We start from the raw sequence: 23,320 nt of genomic DNA, 5'->3' as shown, positions 1-23,320 counted from the left end.
AAAGACGAAAGTCTTTCATCTTTATTCCTTGTTCCTTAATCCACAAAGACAATGAGTAACGACACCATAAAATATATCCCTGGGGATGCAAACTACGAAGGCAAGCAGGACTTCACCATCACTGTTTACGCCGAAGACAGAGTTGGTTTGTTGAACCGTATTTCGATTATATTTTCAAAAAGGAAAATCAATATCGACAGTTTAAATACCTCTCCGTCAGAGATTGCAGGCATACATCGCTTTACCATTTTAATTAACGAAAGTTATGAAGTGGTAAGGAAATTAGCTCGTCAGATAGAAAAACAAGTTGAGGTGCTAAAAGTGTACTTCAATACAGACAGCGAAGTAATTTGGCAAGAGCTGGCCCTTTACAAGGTTTCTACCGAAGAGATTACAGAAAAAGTAACGGTAGAGCGTTTGTTGAGACAGTACGGAGCTACTGCTGTAGTGATTAGAAAAGATTATACGGTTTTCTCGGTAACTGGTCATAAAGAAGAAACCGATGCTTTAGTAAAAGCACTTGAGCCTTACGAATTGATCGAGTTTGTTAGAAGCGCTAGAGTGGCCATTATTAAAGATAGCGCTGGTTTCCACGAAAAACTGAAAGAGTTTGAAGCTGAAGAACCAGGAGAAGAACGTGTAGAAAACGAGTTCTTAGATAAGGGCGATAAGATTTTTACGATGTAAAGTCGGAGGTCAGAAGACGGAAGTCCGAAGATAAACAGTCTTAAACTTCGGTCATCAGACATCGGTCTTCTGACTTTTGTTGGCTAAACCCGATTGAAACGAATGCCAATTTTTCATCGGCAGAAGCGAAAAGCGGGACAAGAATAACCTTGCCTGCGGCAGGCAGGCGAAGAGCATAGGAAATTGCTTTTCAAGAAAAAAATAAAAAATTAGAAATATCAATCATGTGGCTGCTAAAGAAGTAAACCACATAAAAATTAACCAATAAAAACAATGGCAAATTATTTTAACACATTACCACTTAGAGAAAAACTGAACCAATTAGGCGTATGCGATTTCATGGAAAACGATGAGTTTTTAGATGGTGTAAATGCACTTAAGGGCAAAAAACTGGTAATTGTAGGTTGTGGTGCTCAAGGCTTAAACCAGGGTTTAAATCTTAGAGACAGTGGTTTGGATGTATCTTACACTTTACGTAAGGAAGCTATCGAGCAAAAAAGAGACAGTTGGAAAAATGCTACCGACAACAATTTTAAAGTGGGTACTTACGAAGAGTTAATTCCTACTGCTGATGTAGTCATTAACCTTACACCTGATAAGCAACATACTTCGGTGGTTAATGCGGTAATGCCTTTAATGAAACAAGGTGCTACTTTGCTTTATTCGCACGGTTTTAATATTGTGGAAGAAGGCATGCAGATCCGTAAGGACATTACTGTAATTATGGTGGCCCCTAAATGTCCAGGTTCTGAAGTTAGGGCTGAATATTTAAGAGGTTTTGGTGTACCTACTTTAATTGTGGTTCACCCAGAAAATGACCCTGAAGGTAAAGGTTTGGCACAAGCTAAGGCTTACTGCGTGGGTACTGGCGGCCATAGGGCTGGTGTGTTGAAATCATCTTTCGTGGCTGAGGTTAAGTCTGACTTAATGGGCGAGCAAACGATTTTATGTGGTTTATTACAAACTGGTTCTATCCTATCTTTCGATAAAATGATTGAAAAAGGAATTGAAGCTGGTTATGCTTCTAAATTGGTACAATATGGCGTTGAGGTAATTACAGAAGCTTTGAAACACGGTGGTGTAAGTGGTATGATGGACCGTTTAAGCAATGTGGCCAAAGTAAAAGCCTTCAAAATTTCTGAGGAGCTGAAAGACATTATGCGTCCATTGTTCCAAAAACACCAAGACGATATCATGAGTGGTGAATTTAGCAGTACCATGATGGCTGACTGGGCTAACGGCGATGCGAACTTATTGAAATGGAGAGCTGAAACTGGTGAAACGGCTTTCGAGAAAACGCCTGCCGGCGAGGTGAAAATTGGTGAGCAAGAATATTTCGACAACTATACTTTAATGGTGGCTTTCGTTAGGGCTGGCGTTGAATTGGCTTTCGAAACCATGGTAGAAGCGGGTATTAAACCAGAATCGGCATACTACGAATCGTTGCACGAAACGCCACTAATTGCCAATACCATTGCTCGTAAGAAATTATTTGAAATGAACCGTGTAATTTCTGATACTGCGGAATATGGCTGTTACCTATTTGATCAAGCTTGTAAGCCTTTATTAACTGATTTCATGAAAACGGTGGATACTGATTTAGTAGGTAAAAATTTTAATGAAGGTAAAGATGGTTCGGTAGATAATGCCGAATTGGTAGCCATTAACGAGATTTTACGTGATCATCAAGTTGAGGTAGTAGGCAGAAGACTGCGCAAAGCAATGACTGCTATGAAGTCAATTAAAACCGCATAATCCCTAAAGCCTCCCGAATAATTGGGATAGGCACTAAAGGAAAATTTAAGGAACAACATCAAACCTTGTAGGCTTTAAAAACCTGCAAGGTTTACAAAAAAGAATGTCATTCCGAGCCTGTCGAAGGAATTCTTTTCTAATTTTATAGGAAAGTCTTCGACTATTTGTTCCAATTTATCGGAAAGCTCAGACTGACAAACTAACTAAAAATAACTTATAAAAAGATGGCGAAAACATTAGTAGAAAAAATATGGGATGCACATGTGGTAAAGCGTGAAGAAGGCTTCCCTGATATTTTGTACATTGATACGCATTTAATTCATGAGGTGACCTCTCCTCAGGCATTTGATGGTTTAAGGAAACGTGGCTTGAAACTTTTCCGTCCGCAGCAAACTGTGGCTACGGCAGATCATAACGTACCTACGCTTAATCAGCATTTGCCGATTAAGGAAGAACTTTCAAGATATCAGGTGGATATGTTAACCAAGAACTGTGCAGAATTTGGTGTTGAATTATATGGTTTAGGGCATCGTTACCAAGGTATTGTGCACGTTATTGGCCCAGAGTTGGGTATCACCCTACCAGGAAAGACAATGGTTTGTGGCGATAGTCACACTTCAACGCATGGCGCTTTCGGTGCTATTGCTTTTGGTATCGGTACTTCTCAGGTGGAACAGGTTTTTGCAACGCAATGTTTACAACAATCGAAACCTAAAACCATGAAAATTGAGGTAAATGGCGAGCTAGGTAAGGGCATTAGCGCAAAAGATATCATTCTTTACATCATCGCTAAAATTTCTGCGGCTGGTGGTACTGGTTATTTTGTAGAATTTGCGGGTTCTGCTATCCGTTCTTTAAGTATGGAAGCTCGTATGACCGTTTGCAATATGAGTATAGAAATGGGTGCTCGTGGTGGCTTAATCGCACCTGACGAAACTACTTTCGAATATATTAAAGGTCGTGAATTTGCGCCAAAAGGTGAGAAATGGGAGGAGGCGTTAACTTACTGGAAAACTTTATACAGCGATGCTGATGCTACTTTTGATAGTATTTTAACTTTCAATGCGGCAGATATTGCACCGATGATTACTTACGGAACTAATCCAGGTATGGGGATTGGTATTGATGATAAAATTCCTTCTACTTCAGCGCAACCTACAAGCGAGCAACTATCTTATCAAAAAGCATTGGACTATATGGGCTTTGATGATGATGCTTCGCTAATTGGCAAACCCATAGATTATGTATTTATTGGCAGCTGTACCAATTCTCGTATCGAGGATTTACGTGAAGTGGCTTCTTTTGTAAAAGGAAAGCAGAAAGCTGCTGATGTGGAAGTTTGGATTGTTCCAGGCTCAAAACAGGTAGAAGCGCAAGCCGTGGCAGAAGGTTTGGATAAAATTTTCGAAAGTGCGGGTTTCCAATTACGTGAACCAGGCTGCTCGGCCTGTTTGGGCATGAACGAAGATAAAATTCCGGCAGGTAAATATTGTGTGTCTACTTCTAATAGAAATTTTGAAGGACGCCAAGGACCAAATGCCAGAACCTTATTAGTAAGTCCATTAACCGCAGCAGCAGCAGCAGTTACAGGTAAAATTACCGATGTAAGGGAATTGTTGGAAGCTTAGGATTTTTTGGAACAAAGAACAAGGAGTAAAGAATAAAGACATTTACACTGGTTTCTAAAAAACCAACGAACGAAATAACTAACCAACAAAAAAATGATTTTAGAAGTTGCCATATTAAATGTAATTCCAAATCTGACAGCAGAGTTTGAAACTGCCTTTGCTAAGGCTGAACAAATTATTGCCAGTATGGATGGTTACGTTTCTCATCAACTTCAGAAGTGTATGGAAGAGCCTGCCAAATACATCTTATTGGTTAATTGGACAGATTTAGAAGCACACACCATAGGTTTTAGAAGTTCTGCAGCATATCAGGAATGGAAAGCTTTACTGCATCATTTTTATGAACCATTTCCTACGGTAGAACATTTTATAGAGGTAAAAAGATAATTGGTTTAAAGAGTAAGGAAAAAAGAGCAAGGAACAAGGACTTTCTATTTCCAAAAAACAAAAAAACGAAACAACTAAAAACCTAGCCATATGCCAGAAATATATTGGGACAGTAAGCTTTATAATGAACAACATCGCTTCGTATCAGATTATGGTGCCGATGTTTTGCAATGGTTGGCGCCACAAGCAGGTGAATCTATTTTAGATGTAGGTTGCGGCACTGGTGATTTAGCAGCTAAAATACAAGAAACTGGAGCAATCGTTTTAGGGGTAGATGCCTCGGCAGATATGGTGGAATTGGCCAAGCAAAATTATCCGAACATCCAATTTGAACAAAAAGATGCAACCCTATTGGATTATAACCGTGAGTTTGATGCTGTTTTTAGTAATGCCACCTTTCACTGGATAGAAAACCAAAGAGGATTGTTAAAAGGCATTTACAAAAGCTTGAAACACGGTGGTCGCTTAGTTGCTGAATTTGGAGGCAAAGGAAACATCAAGTCTATTGTTGATGCGATAGAAAATGCTGCTAAACAGCTGTATCTGGAGCATAGGGTAATTTCCAATTTTTGGTTTTTCCCATCTATTGGTCATTATGCCGCTTTGCTAGAATCTACAGGTTTCGAAACGGAGCAAATATGGCTGTTTGAAAGACCTACTAAATTGATTGGCGAAGATGGCATGCTAAACTGGATTAATCAATTTGCACAACATGCCTTTATAGGCCTAAATGAAGAAGAAGCCAACGCAGTAACCAATTTGGCTATCGAAATTTTAAAACCAAACTATTTTAAAGATAGTGAGTGGACTGCAGATTATAAAAGATTAAGGATAAAAGCGATTAAAAAGTAATAAGTTTTGGGTTATAAGTTGTGAGACCAAACAACAAACAAACCAAAAAACTAATCAACTAAGTAACTAGTAAATGAAAAAATTCGAAACATTAAGCTCATCGGTAGTGCCTTTGCCAATTGAGAATATAGATACTGACCAGATAATTCCAGCTAGGTTTTTAAAAGCCACTACTCGTGAGGGCTTTGGCGAAAACCTTTTCCGTGACTGGCGTTATGATAGCAATAACCAACCGAAACAAGATTTCGTATTGAACAATCCTACTTACAGCGGCAAGGTTTTGGTTGCTGGTAAAAACTTTGGTTGTGGCAGTAGTCGTGAGCACGCCGCTTGGGCAATACAAGATGCAGGTTTTGACGTGGTCATTAGCAGCTTCTTTGCCGATATTTTTAAAGGTAATGCCTTAAACAATGGCTTATTACCTATTCAAGTTAGCGATGCTTTTTTAGCCGAAATCTTTAAAGAAGTGGAAAAAAATACGGACACTAAGCTAACTGTAGACTTAGAAGCGCAAACTGTTACTATAGATGCTACGGACAGTCAAGAAAGTTTTGAGATTAATCCCTACAAAAAATCTTGCTTAATTAATGGTTATGACGATATCGATTTCGTTCGCAGTCAAATTGAATTAATTGAGGCATTTGAAGAGAACAAAGTTTTTAAATTTTATTAATACGCATTTCGTCATTGCGATAGTTTACTCCGATTTTTTATCGGAGAAGAATGACGAAGCAATCTTACAACGATTAACAAAAGCCTTAAGATTGCGTTTCTCGCAATGACGGTAAAAAATAAAACAATGAGTAATCCAATAGTTCAAATATCTAACTTCAGTCTAAAATACGGTAATAAAACTGTGTTAACAGACTTGGATTGGACTATCTCTGAAGGAGAAAACTGGTTGTTAACTGGTGCTAGTGGTAGTGGAAAAACAGCTTTACTTAAAGCCATTGCTGGCTTAGAAAAAAGTACAGATGACATTGTCGTCGTCTTTAATAAGGCAGGCGTGGCTAAACCCGTCTGCCAATATATTGCCCAATGGTATCAATTTAAAAATGTAGAAGGAATTGCCAATTTCTATTACCAGCAACGCTACAATGTACAACAAGTAAAAGATACCTTTACCGTCAATGCCGAATTGGTGCATTATGGTAAAGAACATAACCTCTCCATAACAAAAGTAGAACCCATCTTAAATGCATTGGGTTTTGCTGCCCTCCGAAATGCCCAATTGATAGAATTATCAAGCGGCGAACACAAAAAGCTACAATTGGTAAAGGCCTTATGGCTAAAACCGCAATTACTACTGCTAGACCAACCTTATACGGGTTTAGATAGCCAATCTCGTCAAAACCTTAATAACTTATTAGATGAACTAACCAACGATGGCATACAAATCATCTTGGTGAGTAATGAAGCAGAAATTCCAGCTTGTATCAATAGGTTTGGAGAAATAGTTAATGGTCAATTGATAGAACATTTTACGTTTTGTACCAGAAGTACTATCGTTATTGAAGAGCGCGCTATTCCCGAGTTTCTGCATGAAGCGCCGCCTTCAAGTAGTGCAACTTTAATCAAAATGGTTGATATCAATATCAACTATGGCGAAAAGCAAGTGCTTAAAAATGTAAGCTGGGAAATTAAAGCAGGCGAAAAATGGTTATTGCAGGGGCATAATGGCTCTGGCAAATCAACTTTGCTGAGCTTAATTAATGGCGACCACCCACAGGCTTACGCCAACGAGATTTACCTTTTTGGTAATAAACGTGGTTCAGGAGAAAGCATTTGGGATATCAAACAGCACATTGGTTTAATCTCACCAGAGTTGCATTGGTATTTCGATTTCAACGCAACGGTTTGGCAAAGCATCGCCTCTGGCTTTTTCGATAGCATTGGCCTATACAAAGAAATTGGATGGCACAAACGCAGTCAGGTGGATGAGCTAATCGAATATTTCGGATTAATGGCCAACAAAAACGATTTGCTTAGCCAACTACCCTTAGGAAAACAACGTTTGGTTTTGTTGGCTAGAACCGTAATTAAAAACCCAGAGTTGTTGGTATTGGACGAACCCTGTCAAGGTTTGGACGCCCACCAGACCTTACAATTTAACACCTTAATTGATGGCTTGTGTAACACCAACAGAACGCTGATTTACGTGTCGCACAATGACGATCAATTACCTAAAAACTTAAGCCACCAGTTGTTACTGAGCAAGGGAGAAGTGATACAAAACCTTATTTATAAACAAAAAAAAGAATTAGAAAGCGTGATTTAAAACTCCGGAATCAGATAGGCCCTAAAGATTGCTTCGTGCCTCGCAGTGACGTAGCTATTATCGTCTTTGCGAGGAGGAACAACGAAGCAATCTCATCTGAATTGAAAGTAATTATCACATGAAAAAGAAACGTACACAATGAAAAAGCATATATTAGTAATATCTGGAGATGGCATTGGCCAAGAAGTAACCCAATGGGGGAAAGCTACCCTAGATCAAATTGCAAAAAATTACGGTCACGAATTTATTTTTGACGAGGCCTTGATGGGACATGCAGCTATTGAAGTTACCGGTAATCCCCTGCCTGATGAAACACTAGAAAAAGCGCAAAAAAGTGATGCCATTTTATTCGGCGCCATTGGTCATGCCATGTACGACAATGACCCTTCGCTGAAAGTTAGACCAGAACAAGGTTTGCTAAAAATTAGAAAAGAGCTAGGTTTATATGCTAACCTGCGCCCTATTCTGTTGTTCGATGAATTACTAGAAGCCTCAAGCATTAAATCCCACATTTTAAAAGGCACTGACATTTTATTCTTCAGAGAATTGACCGGCGACGTTTACTTCGGTGAGAAATCTCGCTCAGAAGATAGAAATACGGCTTCAGATCTGATGATTTACCACAAATATGAAGTGGAGCGTATTGCACATAAAGCCTTCCAGGCAGCACAACAACGCAGTAAAAAATTATGTTCGGTAGATAAAGCTAACGTTTTGGAAAGTTCTCGCTTGTGGCGTGAAACCGTTCAGGAAATTGCAAAACAATATCCAGAGGTAACCACTACACATATGTTTATCGATAACGCGGCAATGCAATTAATCAAAGACCCCAAACAGTTTGATGTCGTATTAACAGCTAACCTTTTTGGCGATATCCTTACCGATGAGGCTTCTCAAATCGCTGGTTCAATGGGGATGTTAGCTTCTGCTTCAGTTGGCGACGGTGTTGGTTTCTATGAGCCAATTCACGGCTCGGCACACGATATTGCAGGAAAAAACTTAGCAAACCCACTCGCCTCTATCCTATCGGCAGCGCTGATGCTCGAAATTAGTTTCGGACTAAAGGAAGAAGCAAAAACATTGGTAAACGCAGTTGACCAAGCTTTGAAAGAAGGTTTCAGAACCAAAGATATTGCCGACCAAAATACCGAAGCGACTAAGGTATTAGGCACCCAAGAAATGGGGAATAAAGTTCTTGGTTTGATAAACGTAAAAAATTAAAATTAAAAAAGTTAGAACCTTAGAGTAAAATAGTAAACAGGCTTTTGCCTTTTGAATTTTTACTTTTTAATTCAAATATTATGTTACACGATCCAAATAGAGTACACATTTTTGACACCACCTTGCGTGACGGCGAGCAGGTGCCGGGCTGTCAATTAAGCACCCCGCAAAAGATTGAAATCGCAAAATCGTTGGAGCTACTAGGTGTAGATATCATAGAAGCAGGTTTTCCTGTTTCTAGCCCCGGTGATTTCAATAGTGTCATCGAATTATCGAAGGCGGTTAACAACCCTATCATTTGTGCATTAACCAGGGCTAATAAAAACGATATTGATGTGGCTGCCGATGCTTTGCGTTATGCCAAAAGACCCCGTATCCACACGGGTATTGGAGCCTCTGATATGCATATTAAAACCAAATTCAATAGCACAAGGGAAGAGATTTTGGAACGGGCAATCGAAGCGGTAAAATATGCCAAAAGATATGTGGAGGATGTTGAGTTTTATGCGGAAGATGCTGGCCGTGCAGATATAGAATATTTAGCTAAGATGATTGAGGCCGTAATTGCGGCTGGTGCCACCGTAGTCAATATTCCAGATACCAACGGTTATTGCTTACCAGACCAATATGGTTCTAAAATCCTTTACTTAAAGGAAAACGTAAAAAACATTGATAAAGCAATTATCTCTTGTCACTGCCACAATGATCTAGGTTTAGCCACGGCTAATTCAATTGCTGGTTTACAAAATGGTGCCCGACAGGTAGAGTGTACCATTAACGGTATTGGCGAACGTGCCGGAAATACTTCGATGGAAGAAGTAGTCATGATTTTGAAAACCCACAAAACTTTGGGACTTCAGACCAACATTAACACACAAGGTTTCTATGAAATTAGCCATCAAGTACGCAATTTAATGAACATGCCAGTACAACCTAACAAAGCTATTGTGGGTGCCAATGCATTTGCGCACAGTTCGGGCATACATCAGGATGGTTTCTTGAAAAACCGAGAAAACTACGAAATCATTAGACCTGAAGATGTAGGCTTCCCTGATGCTACGATTGTATTAACAGCTAGAAGTGGCAGACATGCATTGAAACATCACTTAGATAGATTAGGGCATACTTTAGATAAAGAACAACTAGCCATTGCCTATACGGCATTTTTAGATTTAGCCGATAAAAAACAGGGCATTGAGGATAACGACTTAAATGAGTTGGTTGCCGTGCATTTGGCAACGAAGTTGAATTAAGGAGACTGCTTCGCATAGCTCGCAGTGACGCTACAATTGTCGTCATTGCGAGAAGGAACGACAGCTTGTCCCTGCAATTTGGGAAAGCAATCTTAAAGCGAGGTGAGGTAAACCCGTATAGAGAAATTGGTTTAGGTCAACTAAACCTAATGGTAGTGAACAGGTTTTGTTTGTAGGCTTTGTCATCCAGAGCGCAACGAAGGATCTATCTGCAAACAATGAAAAGATAGATTCCTCGTTCTTCGGAATGACAGCACAAGGTTAAAATCAAAAAGCCTGCAACGAATAGCCTCGAAGTAAATTTGGGGCATGCACGACTATCGAAACCAATGGAAAGCTAAAATTGCTTTTCAAAAAATAAAATTTAAAAGCCCTCTTGGGTTTAGAAAATGGAAACAACAACAGAACATACTTTCGACTTCGAACAAGCATTTGCCACCTTACAAGGGGTGGTAAAAAGAACTCCACTGGAGTATAACGCAGGACTTTCGTTAAAGTACAATGCCCATATTTATTTGAAGCGAGAAGATTTACAAATTGTACGTTCTTATAAGCTACGCGGTGCTTACAATAAAATTAGTGGCTTAAATGCCGATCAATTAAAGAACGGCGTGGTATGCGCCAGTGCGGGCAACCATGCACAAGGTGTAGCCTATTCGTGCAAGAAATTGGGTATTAAAGGTGTCATCTTTATGCCCGAAATTACGCCAAGACAAAAAATCACACAGGTGAACATGTTTGGCGACGACCATATAGAAGTTGTTTTAGTGGGCGATACCTTTGATGATTGCTTAAAAGAAGCCTTGGCCTATTGCGAGGAAAAATCAGCTACTTTTATTCCTCCTTTTGATGATGAAAAAGTAATTGAAGGACAAGCTACGGTAATGATGGAGATTTATCAGGATTTACCTGATTTAGACGCTATCGTGGTTCCTATTGGCGGAGGCGGTTTGGCATCTGGTGTTACTGCTTATCTGCAAACGGTTAAACCTAGCGTTAAAGTTTTTGGTGTTGAGCCTTTAGGTGCGCCATCGTTAAGTGAAGCCTTAAAACATGGAGGGCCTGTAACGGTAGAAAACATTGAGCGCTTTGTAGATGGCGCCGCAGTGAAAAGAATGGGTTGGATTACTTACAAATATTGCAGCGACTTATTGAGTTCTACTTATCTAATTCCAGAGGGGCAAATTTGCACTACCATTTTAAAATTGTACAACGAAGATGCCATCGTAGTTGAACCTGCTGGAGCTTTATCTGTAGCTGCTTTGGAACAGGTAAAAGACCAAATTGTAGGTAAAACGGTAGTCTGTGTAGTGAGTGGTGGTAACAACGACATCGAGCGTATGCAGGAAATCAAAGAGAAATCCTTACTCTTTGAAGGATTGAAACATTATTTCATTGTACGTTTTCCACAACGACCAGGCGCATTGAAATTGTTCGTGAATGAAGTTTTAGGACCACATGATGATATTACCCGTTTTGAATTTATCAAAAAGACCAATCGTGAAAATGGACCGGCGTTAGTAGGGATCGAACTAGCGAAAAAAGAAGATTACGCTGGTATTTTACAACGTTTGAAAGAATTCAAGTTTGACGTCATTGAATTGAACCAAGACGCCACTTTGTTTGAGTATTTGGTTTAACTCTTTCCCGTCATTGCAAAGTACGAAGCAATCTTACTACTTTTACTTGATAAAACTATCGCATTAAGATTGCTTCGCAAAGCTAGCAATGACGACATGCATATGTTAGCTAGGAGGCAATCATTGTCTCCTATTTTTATTTTACACCTCCAAAAAAGTAGGCATTTTCATTGATTACATATAGTTCTGAACAAAATTTCATTTTTATTTTTTAATAAAAACAAATATAAAAATAGGCAGAAACAATCAAAAACAATGTTTTGGCGTTTTTGTTTGCTACATTTTTTATGATTTAATAAATATTCCATGTTTTTGGCAATAGTTTTGTGATACGCATAACAACACAAAAATTTAACTTGAATTATGGGATCAATTCAAAGGTTAGTCGAATAACCCCATAAACCTTAAAAACAAACACACAAAATGAAAAAGTTAGCCTTACTCCTACTTTGCTTTACCACACTAGGTATGGTATCCTGCAAGAAAGACACTTACATTACTGAAACGCAAAACAAAACAATTTTTGTTGATGTGCTACCAAGTGATTGGATTTTAGACAATTCTAGAAATACCTATTATGTTCAATTAGAAAAAATTGCCAAACTTCCAGAAATTAATGCAAGCCATATCAATAATGACGGCACTTTAGTTTATGTTTCTTACCCTAACAATAATGGTAATTTCACAGATTATTCTGCCCTTCCGTTTGTTTATAACCTGTCTTCATATAGCTTTACAGTCTATAATGGTGGACTTGAGGTTTATATACAAAATTCCGATACCCAAAATATAGATCCTATTAAACCAACTACAAAAGTACGTTTTAAATTAGTACTCGTTTATTCTAAGAACGTAACTTAGATTAGGTATCAAAACTCCAAGAAACGACCAATGTTCACCTGAACGTGGTCGTTTTTTTTATGCTCATCGCTGTTCAACTGCAACGCCCTGATCAGTACCCCATTTCTTTCCAACAAAAGTTCATCGTAAAAACCTTTATAGTAGATATCTTTTACCTCGAACCGCCTACTGCCCCAATTATTTTTAATCTCGGCCCATTCTGGATAAAAAACAACATGATCGCCAACAGTTTTAATACCCAATAGCTCGGCCTCTTTCTTGTTCAAAATAACAGCATTGCCCAACATCTTGGCAGTATAAATATGTTTTGGATGCTCATAGACTATTTTAGGTCGGTCGTGCTGTAGCAATTCCCCATCTTTTAAGATTACCAACCTATCGGCCATAAAAAGCCCATCCGTAGCATCGTGAGAAACCATAATGATCGTGAGCCCGGTTTCTTTGGCCAATCGTTTGATGTCTGCACGTAATTGGTTTTTTAAGATCGCATCTACCTGGCTAAAAGGTTCATCCAACAACAGCACCTGGATATTGCTTACCAAAGCCCTAGCTATGGCTACACGTTGCTGCTCCCCTCCACTCAGTTCAATGATCTTTTTATCTTTGAGTGCGGTAATATGCAACTGTTCCATCACTTCCATAGTTTTCTGTTGCTTTAAGGCCACATTGGTATTAGAAAGCATAGAAGCAATATTATCATATACCTTGGCATAAATATTCAACGAAAAATCTTGGGTCACCATTCGCATTGCTGGATGCCCCGGTATCAATTGCTCATCTGGTCCCTTTACCCTTTTTTCATTGAACATCACTTCTCCCGCGTCTACCTTCAATAAGCCATAAATAGATTTTAACAAGGTCGATTTACCGCTACCACTTTCGCCTATAATGGCCACGATCTCTCCCTTAGCGATATTGAAACTGATGTTGTTTATGCCAGATAACTGTTCGGCCTGATGTTGTTTAGTTAGGTTTTTAACGCTAATCATTTGCTCATTCACATGGGTAAAGATAGAGATAATGACGTTCGGAAAAAAGAGAAATTATGGAAGCCATTTTAGGTCGAAAAATCCATATAGGCGATTCATTTCCCCAAACAGCCTACATGCCTCTAAAAATACCTATAAATAGGTATTTTTTTATCAGGTAATGCCACCTAATTTTAAGGTATTGCATAAACTAAACATCCTTCGACCTTTCAATCAATCTTAAAAATACAACTTGGTACAGAAAGCATTAACAGTCAATAGATATAGTTAAACAAAGATCCATTTGCTCATGAAAAAACTACTCATTCCCATTCTACTTATAGGTTGTAGCATTATAAGTTATGCCCAAAATACAGCGCTTACTAAAGAAGAAGCGGTAAACTATCTAAATAAAAAAGTTAAAGAAGCAATTGGACACTATATTACAGTAGATTTTGGAGGTACAGCAGGCAAAAAGACCCTCTACTTTTGGAGTTCTTCTGTAAGCCTCTCAGGCGATAAAATAACCTTTTCTAGAGAGAGGGCTAACTATAAAGAAAAACAATATGCCCAAAAAACATGGGTAAGCGGTCATGGTTATCAATATTTTTATCCATGTGATTATCTTACCATAGTTGACCAGTTAACTTTCAATCCTGCACACATTTTAAAAATAGAAAGTTACAATGGAGATGTAGCAGGTGAGCCTGTTGGCAGTGCTAAAATTACCTTAAAATCCAATACTGGTATTTTTCAACGGACAGCTGGTAGCGTAACCTCAAAGTTCACTGATCCCAATTCTGATTTCTATGGTCGGTGCGTGGACTTTAAAGAGCAATCAGACTCACAATCAACAAACACCATATATATTTCTTACCTAAAAGCAGATGATACTAATTTCAACAAAATAAAGAAGGCATTGGAATATCTACGCGACCTATTAAAAGCAGAAGATGATCCATTTGGCCCATAAAAATCAGGCAATGAAGACCTTTACTATTGGACTGTTGATCATGGTACTCTTTCAAATCAGATCCTATTCACAAACCGTGGGGATTTCCTATGTTAGATCAATTGAAGCAAAGTCCCTTACCCATGATCAAAACAAGACAAAAATCTTTCAAATCAGATCTGAAATCCCTGAGTTGGAAAGGTTATGGAGATTAAAAATCCAAAAAGTAAAAGATGAAATTTCCGCCCTGATCAAAGAACGAGATGCCTTAATTGCCGACATGAAAGTTGGGGCCAGATGCAGTCAATGTAATGGTTGGAAGTCTGATTTTGAAAAAAAGGGCGAAAACTTTGAAAAACATTTGGGCGATGTTAAAGGCTACGCCATTCCAGCCACCACTTCCGAATTAGAAACTACACGAAAACAGTTTGCAGAAAAAATTGCCATAAAAAAGGTGCAGCTCCAAAATCTTGAGAAAGGAGATGAGGCCATGCTTAGAAAACTGAAAGAGATTGAAGAACTGGAAAAAGCAAATGTAAAAATCTGTAGAGACATGACCGAGCTTAGTAAAGGTTATGAAGAAAGCGTTTTGGCAGATGGCAAAAGTAAACATGACCTTTGGACAAAAGACTTATTACACTATGCAACAAATATTCTCATTGCTGATGATAAGATCACCATCTTTAAAGATCAGGTAATTCGCTATGAAAAAGAGTTTCAAAAGGAAGGTGAAAAAGTAAGAGAATTGGTTAAAAAAGAGAACCAACTCGCTGTTGATCAAAAAAATAATGCAATAGCCACTAATGAGCAACAGATCAACACTATTACCGAAACTAAAAATAAGTACATTGCCACCAATGACATAGAACTGAAAAAACTTCATCAATTAAAGGTTGAGATTGAACGAGAGCTGAGCAAAAGTCTGCCCGATAGTACTAAATCCATTCAAACCTCAAATCAGAAACAGGTAATAGAGAAAATAGCTGTGCTAGAAAAGAGCAATAAAGATTATACGTTGGAAGCAGAAAGTAAAATAGTTGCCTTAAAAAACATCATACTAAAACTTAAGGGGGATATTTTTCAGCTGAATACTAACCTTCCAAAAGTGCAGGAACTGGCGATTTTGAAAATTAAACCATCCTTTGATCAAAAAAAATCAGCTGCCAGAGAATCTGAAAATGCAGCAGTGCTCACACTGGCTAGTGCAAAAAAGCTATATCTTGAAAAGGCTAATGAATACAAGAGAAAAAATGATGCCTTTACCAGTGAAATCACGACCGAAAGCAATCGCATGTTAATAGCTGGTCAAAAAATAAATTGTCCCATTTGGAATCAGGTTAGAGGAATGGTCGTTACGAACTGGAACCAGGTTTTCCCTTGCGTAAATAACTTAACCACAATGGCCAAACCCTATTCCACAAATGTGTTCAATGCTTATTGTTCTGGAAAATCCTTAGCTAGCTATATGTCGATCTATAAAAGCTTTTTAATGGGATTAGGCCAAGAAGATAGGGAAGCCATAAAGGCAAATAGCAACGCGGCTTGGTATGAACAGCTAACCATGTAACAATTAATCACGAAATAAAATATTTTCAGCATTCGCTTCAACAATTATCATACTGGTTTACAAATGTATACATATACACAAAAAATCCTGTCTCGGTAAACGAGGCAGGATCAGATTTAATTTGTGTGTGTAATATATTAGCGGGTCAGTTTTCTTTAGTTTCCTCTTTGCTTAATTTAGTCCAAAGGTTAAACCAAATGACATATTTTTTAGGCCTTTCTGCGCATCGGTATCGAACATATCATTTGCATAATATTTAGCAAATAAACCTAAACCTCCATAGCCAATTCTAACTGTACCTCCGTAGCGAAAAGGAGCAAAATGATAATCATCTTTTATTTTTACCTTGCCATTTTCATCACTGATCTGTTTTACCTTACCGCCTAGTAAAAATCCTACTTCCGGTCCTACCACAAACCTAAAACGTTTACCCTTATCATTTTCTTTTGTTCTCAACTCAAAGTTTAGAGGAAAGTGGACATAGCTACTGGAAAAACGGTTCTTGCTAAAGATAACACCGGTTGTTTCATAATCTAAGATAGGTGCATCTTTTTTTATGGTAATATCCCTATCTAAGCGAATATGTGTCCAATCGAAACCTCCTGCCAGATAAATCTTAAAGTGGTTGTTAAATCTGTATCCAAACTGCAATACATCAAAAGAAACGGTACTGGTTTTCCAAGGTTTGTAGTCTAAGAAGTTGTTAGCTGACGATAATGAGAAACTACCATTATCAATTAATTTAGCAAAACCAATATCTAAACGAGTAAAGGTAATACCTCCCACAAAGCGACCTTTACTTTGGTCTACCTTACCTGTACTATCTTTTTTCTCGCCAATAGTGATACCTACGCCATAGTTAATCTCAAATTTTTTGCGTTTAACACTATCTTCTTGAGCTTTTATGCTCGTTGCTGCCAGAAAAGTAAGCCCGCTTACCCATACTGCTCTTAAAATTAGATGTTTCATTTGTGTGTTTGTTTAATGTGATCAGTTGGAAGGTTGAAAAGTTATAATGTTATCCTATCAACCCTCAAATCCAAAAATCCTGCTCCTATTTATTTTTCTTGTTCAGTTTTACAAAACCAATGTTCAATCCTATTATTGAGGAGTTATCATCATCGTCTGTATCAAATTTAATTAGCTTCTTTTCTCGTTTATCTACCTTCTCTACTACAAAATTGATCAAGTCGCCCATGTTTCGTATGCCTTTTTTGTTGTTATTTAGCTCTTCTATGGCCTCTACTCCAATCTCATCGGTATTATTATTTTGAGGATTGGCAGCTATCATCTTAGTAGTATTCTCCTCTGGTACAGCAACGATCGGGTTAATTTCCAAAGGTCTTACTTCGCTTTTCTTAATAGGTAGATGTTCTTCTTTAACATTTGGTTGCACGACCACCTGAATATTTTTTTCATCCTCTACAAATAAGGCTGATTTTACTTTAGCCGTTTCTACTTTGGTTGCCTTACGGTCAGATGCCTCAAGTGCCAATACCTTCGAAGACGTAGTTTTCATTTCGCTTACTACCGGTAAAATTTCTTGGGCAGACTGAGCAGTAAGTGCCTTAGCTACCTCTTGTTCAGGAGCATGTAAATACAGCTTTTCTGTTCTTTGAGTAAACAACATTACCGAGGCAATTACTGCAACACTTGCAGCCGCCATCCAAAAGATAGGCAATGAACGTCTACGTTTTGGCTCCAGTTGTTGTTCTATACTGGACCATAAGTTTGTAGAAGGTTCAACTTCTGCATCTATGAATTTGTCTCTAAACAAATTATCAAAATCTTTATCCTGCATGTGTGGCATAATTAAAGCCCTCCATTTTTAAAATTTCTTGTTGCAATATTGCTCTTGCCCTTGATAACTGAGACTTGCTCGCCCCCTCTGTAATCCCTAAGGTTTCAGCAATTTCCTTGTGGGAATAGCCCTCAATTACGTACATATTAAATACCATTCTATAGCCATCTGCCAGTTTCTGAATAACCTTCATGAGGTCCTGCATTCCTAAACTGCTAAAATCAAATCCATTCGAAGGTTGTTCATAAGCATCCTCAATAGGTACAACACTTAGCATGCGCAAATTTTTACGATAGCTTTCTATGGCCGTATTCACCATAATTCTACGGATCCAACCTTCGAAAGAACCCTCTCCTCTATATTCCTTCACTTTTTGAAAAATCTTAACATACCCCATCTGCAATACATCTTCAGCTTCCATCCTATCTTTCGCATAACGCATACAAACGGCCAACATTTTCGATGCGGTTTGCCTATACAACATTTCCTGCATCTGCCTATTTCCAGCTTTACAGCCTTCCATCAATTCATCTATAGTATAAGTTTTCGACACCTTCATTGTTTGTTTGTATAGGGTAGATGGGTAATTATTCGAAAAGGTTGCAAGACATTAAAATATTTTTTCATAAAAAAATCATTTGGCCATAAACCCATATATTTATCTAGTTCGAAACAAAAAAGTCCGAACATATTTATTCGAACTTTATTAGCTTTAAACCACAACACTTAAAATTTTACCACTAACTTAGGCTTGTGCCGTTGGACCACCAAAGCCCATCGGGAAACCTGAAACTTCATCCTGAGTTTTGATGCGTCCGTTTACCGCTTCAAATTTTTCTATATTATCTTGCATGGCATGCATTAAACGTTTGGCATGTTCAGGGGTCAGGATAATACGCGATTTCACCTTTGCTTTGGGTACACCCGGCATTACCCTAATAAAATCTAATACAAATTCTGTATTTGAATGCGTAATGATGGCTAAATTAGAAAAAATTCCTTCAGCAATTTCTTCTGCCAATTCTATATTTAATTGATTTTCGTTTTGTTGTTCTTCCATATAGCAAAGCTAATTTTTTAATATCATACATTCAAAATAAAAAACCTCCAAGAAATTAATCTTGGAGGTTTAAGTTTCTGTTAGAAACGTTATGCTTATTAAGCTTCTATTTCTTCTTGTTTAGAAGCTAACAATTTATCGTACTCTTCTTGAGAACCTACAATGATGCGCTCGTAGCCACGTACACCAGTACCTGAAGGAATCAGGTGACCAACAATTACGTTTTCTTTCAAGCCCAACATTTTGTCTTTCTTACCTGCAATAGCAGCCTCGTTCAATACTTTTGTAGTTTCTTGGAACGATGCAGCTGAGATAAATGACTTAGTACCCAATGAAGCACGAGTGATTCCTTGCAACACTGAACTTGCAGTAGCTGGATGTGCATCCCTAACTTCAATCTGCTTCAAATCCTGACGTTTCAATTGAGAATTCTCATCTCTTAACTTACGTAGAGAAATAATCTGGCCAGGTTTAACTGTATTTGAGTCTCCAGCTTCAATGACTACTTTCTTATCGTAAATTTCATCGTTCTCAATCATAAAGTCCCAACGATCTACAGAATCATTCTCTAAGAAACGGGTATCTCCCGGATCTTCGATATGTACTTTCTGCATCATTTGGTGTACAATTACCTCAAAGTGCTTATCATTGATTTTCACCCCTTGTAAGCGGTAAACCTCTTGGATACCATTTACTAAGTATTCTTGTACAGCCGCAGGTCCTTTAATAGCTAGGATATCAGCAGGAGAAATCGATCCATCAGATAATGGCATACCGGCCTTCACAAAGTCATTATCCTGTACCAGGATATGTTTTGACAATGGAACCAGATATTTTTTAACTTCTCCATCTCTTGACTCGATAGTGATTTCACGGTTACCACGTTTAATACCACCCAAAGTTACCACACCATCAATCTCGGTTACTACTGCTGGATTAGAAGGATTACGTGCTTCGAATAGCTCTGTTACACGAGGTAGACCACCCGTAATATCTCGGGTTTTACCAGTAGCACGAGGAATTTTTACCAATACCTCTCCTGTTTGTACAGCATCTCCGTCATCAACGGCAATGTGTGCACCTACCGGGATATTGTAAGTTCTGATCACTTCGCCTTTTTTATCTAATACCTTAATTGAAGGATTTTTAGTTTTATCACGAGTGTCAATAATTACTTTCTCACGGTGACCAGTTTGCTCATCAGATTCTTCACGGAAAGTTACCCCTTCAACAATAGCGTCGAATTCAATTTTACCGCCAAATTCTGAGATGATCACCGCGTTATATGGATCCCATGAACAGATCTTATCGCCTTTGCTTACTTTATCACCCTCTTTAACATATAAGAACGCACCATAAGGAATATTGTTCGTAACGATGACCTTGTTCGTTCCTGGCTCAACAATTTTAAACTCACCTGAACGACCTAATACGATATCGATGATACCATCATCGGTAGTCGTTTGTACGGTACGTAAGTTTTCAAATTCAACCACCCCATCAAACTTAGCATTGATTTGAGATTCGTTGGCGATGTTAGATGCCGTACCACCCACGTGGAAAGTACGAAGTGTTAACTGTGTACCCGGCTCACCGATTGACTGTGCAGCAATTACCCCTACAGCCTCACCTCTTTGAACACGCTTACCAGAAGCCAAGTTACGTCCATAGCATAAAGCACAAACACCTCGTTTGTTCTCACAAGTTAATACCGAACGGATTTCGATACCTTCTAGCGGAGATTCTTCGATTGCTTTTGCAATATCCTCTTCAATATCCTGACCTGCACCTACCAATAAATCTCCAGTTAATGGATGAAATACATCATGTAGCGAGGTACGACCTAAAATACGCTCGTACAATGGCTCAACAATGTCTTCGTTATCTTTCAATGCTGTAGTGTACATACCTCTTAAAGTACCACAATCTACATCATTAACAATCATATCTTGCGCTACGTCATGCAAACGACGAGTTAAGTAACCCGCATCTGCAGTTTTTAACGCCGTATCCGCCAAACCTTTACGGGCACCGTGGGTAGAGATAAAGTACTCTAATACCGATAAACCTTCTTTAAAGTTCGACAAGATTGGGTTCTCGATAATCTCACCACCAGAACCAGATTTTTGAGGTTTAGCCATTAAGCCCCTCATACCTGCCAACTGACGAATTTGCTCCTTAGAACCACGGGCTCCAGAGTCAAGCATCATGTAAACAGAGTTGAAACCTTGGTTATCTGATGATAACTGGTTCATTACAAACGTAGTTAAACGGTTGTTGATACGAGTCCAGATATCGATAATTTGGTTGTAACGCTCGTTGTTGGTAATGAAACCCATGTTATAGTTGTTTCTTACCTCTTCAACTTCGTTAGCAGCTTGTTCTAGCAAAGTATGTTTCTCTACCGGAATATTAACATCCTGTAAGTTAAATGATAAACCACCTTGGAAAGCCATTTTGAAACCAAGCTCTTTGATATCATCCAAGAACCTAGCTGAACGTGCCATACCAGTCATTTTTACCACTTCACCAATGATATCTCTTAAAGATTTTTTGGTTAACAGTTCGTTGATGTAACCGACCTCTTCAGGTACCATTTGGTTAAATAATACCCTACCTACAGTAGTTTCGATCAATTTGTTAACAATAGTACCATCAGCTTCCTTTACATTAGCTTTTACCTTGATAAAAGCATGTAGGTCTACTTGTTTCTCATTATAGGCAATGATCACTTCCTCTGCTGAGTAGAAACTCATACCTTGACCTTTTACCACTCTATTCTCATCAGTCTTACGGCCTTTAGTAATATAATAAAGACCCAAAACCATATCCTGAGAAGGTACCGTAATTGGCGTACCATTGGCAGGGTTCAAGATGTTGTGTGCAGCTAACATCAATACTTGGGCTTCCAAAATTGCAGCATTACCTAATGGTAAGTGGACTGCCATCTGGTCACCGTCAAAATCGGCGTTGAATGCGGTACACACTAATGGGTGTAACTGAATGGCTTTACCTTCTACCAATTTAGGTTGGAAGGCCTGAATACCTAAACGGTGCAATGTAGGCGCACGGTTAAGCAATACAGGGTGTCCTTTCAATACGTTTTCTAGAATGTCCCAAACCAATGGGTCTTTTCTATCAACGATTTTTTTAGCTGATTTCACCGTTTTTACTACACCTCTTTCAATCATCTTACGAATGATGAACGGTTTGTAAAGCTCTGCAGCCATATCTTTTGGTAAACCGCACTCGTGTAATTTAAGGTTTGGACCTACAACAATTACCGAACGGGCCGAATAATCAACACGTTTACCTAATAAGTTTTGACGGAAACGACCTTGTTTACCTTTCAAGATATCTGAAAGTGATTTCAAGGCACGGTTACCCTCAGTTTTAACAGCGTTTACCTTACGTGAGTTATCGAATAACGAATCTACAGCTTCCTGCAACATACGTTTTTCGTTACGCAAAATAACCTCCGGTGCTTTAATCTCAATCAAACGTTTTAAACGATTGTTACGGATAATCACACGACGATATAAATCATTTAAATCTGAAGTAGCAAAACGACCACCTTCCAATGGAACCAATGGACGCAGCTCTGGCGGAATAACCGGAACGATCTTGATGATCATCCACTCTGGATTATTTTCGATATTTGCCCTTGAACCACGGAAAGCTTCTACCACTTGAAGACGTTTTAACGCTTCGTTTTTACGTTGTTGAGAAGTTTCGTTAGCTGCTTGGTGACGTAGATTATAAGATAAACTATCTAAATCAATGCGTTTCAATAAATCCTCTAAAGCCTCTGCGCCCATTTTAGCCACAAATTTATTAGGATCCTTATCATCAAGATATTGATTTTCTTTAGGTAACTTATCTAAGATATCTAGATATTCTTCTTCAGTTAAGAAATCCATAAACTGGATTCCCTGCTCTGCCATTAAACCAGCCTGAATAACTACATAACGTTCGTAATAGATAATCAGATCTAATTTTTTGGTAGGTAAACCTAAAAGATACCCGATTTTGTTAGGTAAAGAACGGAAATACCAGATATGCGCCACAGGAACCACCAAGTTGATGTGTCCCATACGCTCTCTACGTACTTTCTTCTCCGTTACCTCCACACCACAACGGTCACAAACAATACCTTTATAACGGATACGTTTATATTTACCGCAATGACATTCGTAATCTTTAACCGGACCAAAAATACGCTCGCAGAACAAACCGTCACGTTCAGGTTTGTAGGTACGATAGTTGATCGTTTCCGGTTTTAACACCTCACCACTTGAACGCTCCAAGATATTCTCAGGCGATGCCAAACTAATGGTAATCGAGGTGAAATTGCTTTTTAATTTATTATCCTTTTTGTAAGACATACTAATGTGTTTAAATGTTGGAAGG

General features: G+C 38.5%; 19 protein-coding genes. 13 read left to right on the top strand and 6 right to left on the bottom strand.

Going from position 1 to position 23,320, the window contains the following annotated elements; genetic code table 11:
- Positions 1–51: 51 nt before the first annotated feature.
- From ilvN to JHD79_RS14735, 11 genes are all read left to right on the top strand, one after another.
- Entirely contained in the window at positions 52–687 is a 636-nt protein-coding gene (gene ilvN, locus JHD79_RS14785) for an acetolactate synthase small subunit (protein WP_113661880.1), read from the top strand.
- A 273-nt stretch (positions 688–960) separates the two neighbouring features.
- A complete protein-coding gene (ilvC, locus tag JHD79_RS14780; protein WP_199120072.1) occupies positions 961–2,442 on the top strand; it encodes a ketol-acid reductoisomerase in 1,482 nt (493 codons plus the stop codon).
- Between the two features lie 224 nt (positions 2,443–2,666).
- Positions 2,667–4,070 (top strand): 3-isopropylmalate dehydratase large subunit, encoded by a 1,404-nt coding sequence (gene leuC / locus JHD79_RS14775; RefSeq protein WP_199120071.1) that lies wholly within the window; start codon positions 2,667–2,669, stop codon positions 4,068–4,070.
- A 93-nt stretch (positions 4,071–4,163) separates the two neighbouring features.
- Positions 4,164–4,457, top strand: coding sequence for an antibiotic biosynthesis monooxygenase (locus JHD79_RS14770; RefSeq protein WP_199120070.1), 294 nt, complete (start codon positions 4,164–4,166; stop codon positions 4,455–4,457).
- Between the two features lie 90 nt (positions 4,458–4,547).
- Positions 4,548–5,309: a class I SAM-dependent methyltransferase gene (locus JHD79_RS14765; RefSeq protein ID WP_199120069.1), complete on the top strand. Its 762-nt coding sequence runs from the start codon at positions 4,548–4,550 to the stop codon at positions 5,307–5,309.
- 73 nt (positions 5,310–5,382) lie between these two features.
- Complete coding sequence (gene leuD / locus JHD79_RS14760; protein WP_199120068.1) at positions 5,383–5,982, top strand: 3-isopropylmalate dehydratase small subunit; 600 nt, start codon at positions 5,383–5,385, stop codon at positions 5,980–5,982.
- A 126-nt stretch (positions 5,983–6,108) separates the two neighbouring features.
- Positions 6,109–7,587 (top strand): ATP-binding cassette domain-containing protein, encoded by a 1,479-nt coding sequence (locus JHD79_RS14755; protein ID WP_199120067.1) that lies wholly within the window; start codon positions 6,109–6,111, stop codon positions 7,585–7,587.
- A gap of 138 nt (positions 7,588–7,725) precedes the next feature.
- Complete coding sequence (leuB, locus tag JHD79_RS14750) at positions 7,726–8,808, top strand: 3-isopropylmalate dehydrogenase (RefSeq protein WP_199120066.1); 1,083 nt, start codon at positions 7,726–7,728, stop codon at positions 8,806–8,808.
- 80 nt (positions 8,809–8,888) lie between these two features.
- The gene (locus JHD79_RS14745; RefSeq protein ID WP_199120065.1) at positions 8,889–10,061 is read left to right on the top strand and encodes a 2-isopropylmalate synthase; all 1,173 of its coding nucleotides are present in this window, start codon (positions 8,889–8,891) and stop codon (positions 10,059–10,061) included.
- 389 nt (positions 10,062–10,450) lie between these two features.
- Positions 10,451–11,701: a threonine ammonia-lyase IlvA gene (gene ilvA, locus JHD79_RS14740; RefSeq protein ID WP_199120064.1), complete on the top strand. Its 1,251-nt coding sequence runs from the start codon at positions 10,451–10,453 to the stop codon at positions 11,699–11,701.
- Positions 11,702–12,124: 423 nt separating this feature from the next.
- Positions 12,125–12,562 (top strand): hypothetical protein, encoded by a 438-nt coding sequence (locus JHD79_RS14735; RefSeq protein ID WP_199120063.1) that lies wholly within the window; start codon positions 12,125–12,127, stop codon positions 12,560–12,562.
- Between the two features lie 8 nt (positions 12,563–12,570).
- On the opposite strand, the gene JHD79_RS14730 is transcribed toward JHD79_RS14735, so the two are convergent.
- Positions 12,571–13,563, bottom strand: coding sequence for an ABC transporter ATP-binding protein (locus JHD79_RS14730; protein ID WP_199120062.1), 993 nt, complete (start codon positions 13,561–13,563; stop codon positions 12,571–12,573).
- Between the two features lie 277 nt (positions 13,564–13,840).
- Here JHD79_RS14730 and JHD79_RS14725 point away from each other — a divergent pair, with 277 nt between their 5' ends.
- Positions 13,841–14,503, top strand: a complete 663-nt coding sequence (locus JHD79_RS14725; RefSeq protein WP_199120061.1) for a hypothetical protein — start codon at positions 13,841–13,843, stop codon at positions 14,501–14,503.
- A 10-nt stretch (positions 14,504–14,513) separates the two neighbouring features.
- Positions 14,514–16,049 (top strand): hypothetical protein, encoded by a 1,536-nt coding sequence (locus JHD79_RS14720; protein ID WP_199120060.1) that lies wholly within the window; start codon positions 14,514–14,516, stop codon positions 16,047–16,049.
- A 171-nt stretch (positions 16,050–16,220) separates the two neighbouring features.
- Here the strand turns inward: JHD79_RS14720 and JHD79_RS14715 are convergent, their stop codons facing one another.
- The 5 genes from JHD79_RS14715 to rpoC all read right to left on the bottom strand — a co-directional run bounded on the left by JHD79_RS14715 (position 16,221) and on the right by rpoC (position 23,295).
- On the bottom strand, positions 16,221–17,018 hold the full coding sequence (locus JHD79_RS14715) for an outer membrane beta-barrel protein (RefSeq protein WP_199120059.1): 798 nt from the start codon (positions 17,016–17,018) through the stop codon (positions 16,221–16,223).
- Between the two features lie 85 nt (positions 17,019–17,103).
- Positions 17,104–17,850: a hypothetical protein gene (locus JHD79_RS14710; protein ID WP_199120058.1), complete on the bottom strand. Its 747-nt coding sequence runs from the start codon at positions 17,848–17,850 to the stop codon at positions 17,104–17,106.
- Positions 17,840–18,409, bottom strand: coding sequence for an RNA polymerase sigma factor (locus JHD79_RS14705; protein ID WP_199120057.1), 570 nt, complete (start codon positions 18,407–18,409; stop codon positions 17,840–17,842). The genes JHD79_RS14710 and JHD79_RS14705 overlap by 11 nt, the downstream gene beginning before the upstream one ends.
- A gap of 186 nt (positions 18,410–18,595) precedes the next feature.
- Entirely contained in the window at positions 18,596–18,910 is a 315-nt protein-coding gene (locus JHD79_RS14700; protein WP_199120056.1) for a DUF3467 domain-containing protein, read from the bottom strand.
- A 98-nt stretch (positions 18,911–19,008) separates the two neighbouring features.
- Positions 19,009–23,295, bottom strand: a complete 4,287-nt coding sequence (rpoC, locus tag JHD79_RS14695; protein WP_199120055.1) for a DNA-directed RNA polymerase subunit beta' — start codon at positions 23,293–23,295, stop codon at positions 19,009–19,011.
- Positions 23,296–23,320 lie beyond the last annotated feature (25 nt).

Source organism: Pedobacter sp. ASV28, assembly GCF_016428855.1.
GTDB lineage: Bacteria > Bacteroidota > Bacteroidia > Sphingobacteriales > Sphingobacteriaceae > Pedobacter.
This window is presented reverse-complemented; position numbering and strand designations above follow the sequence as displayed.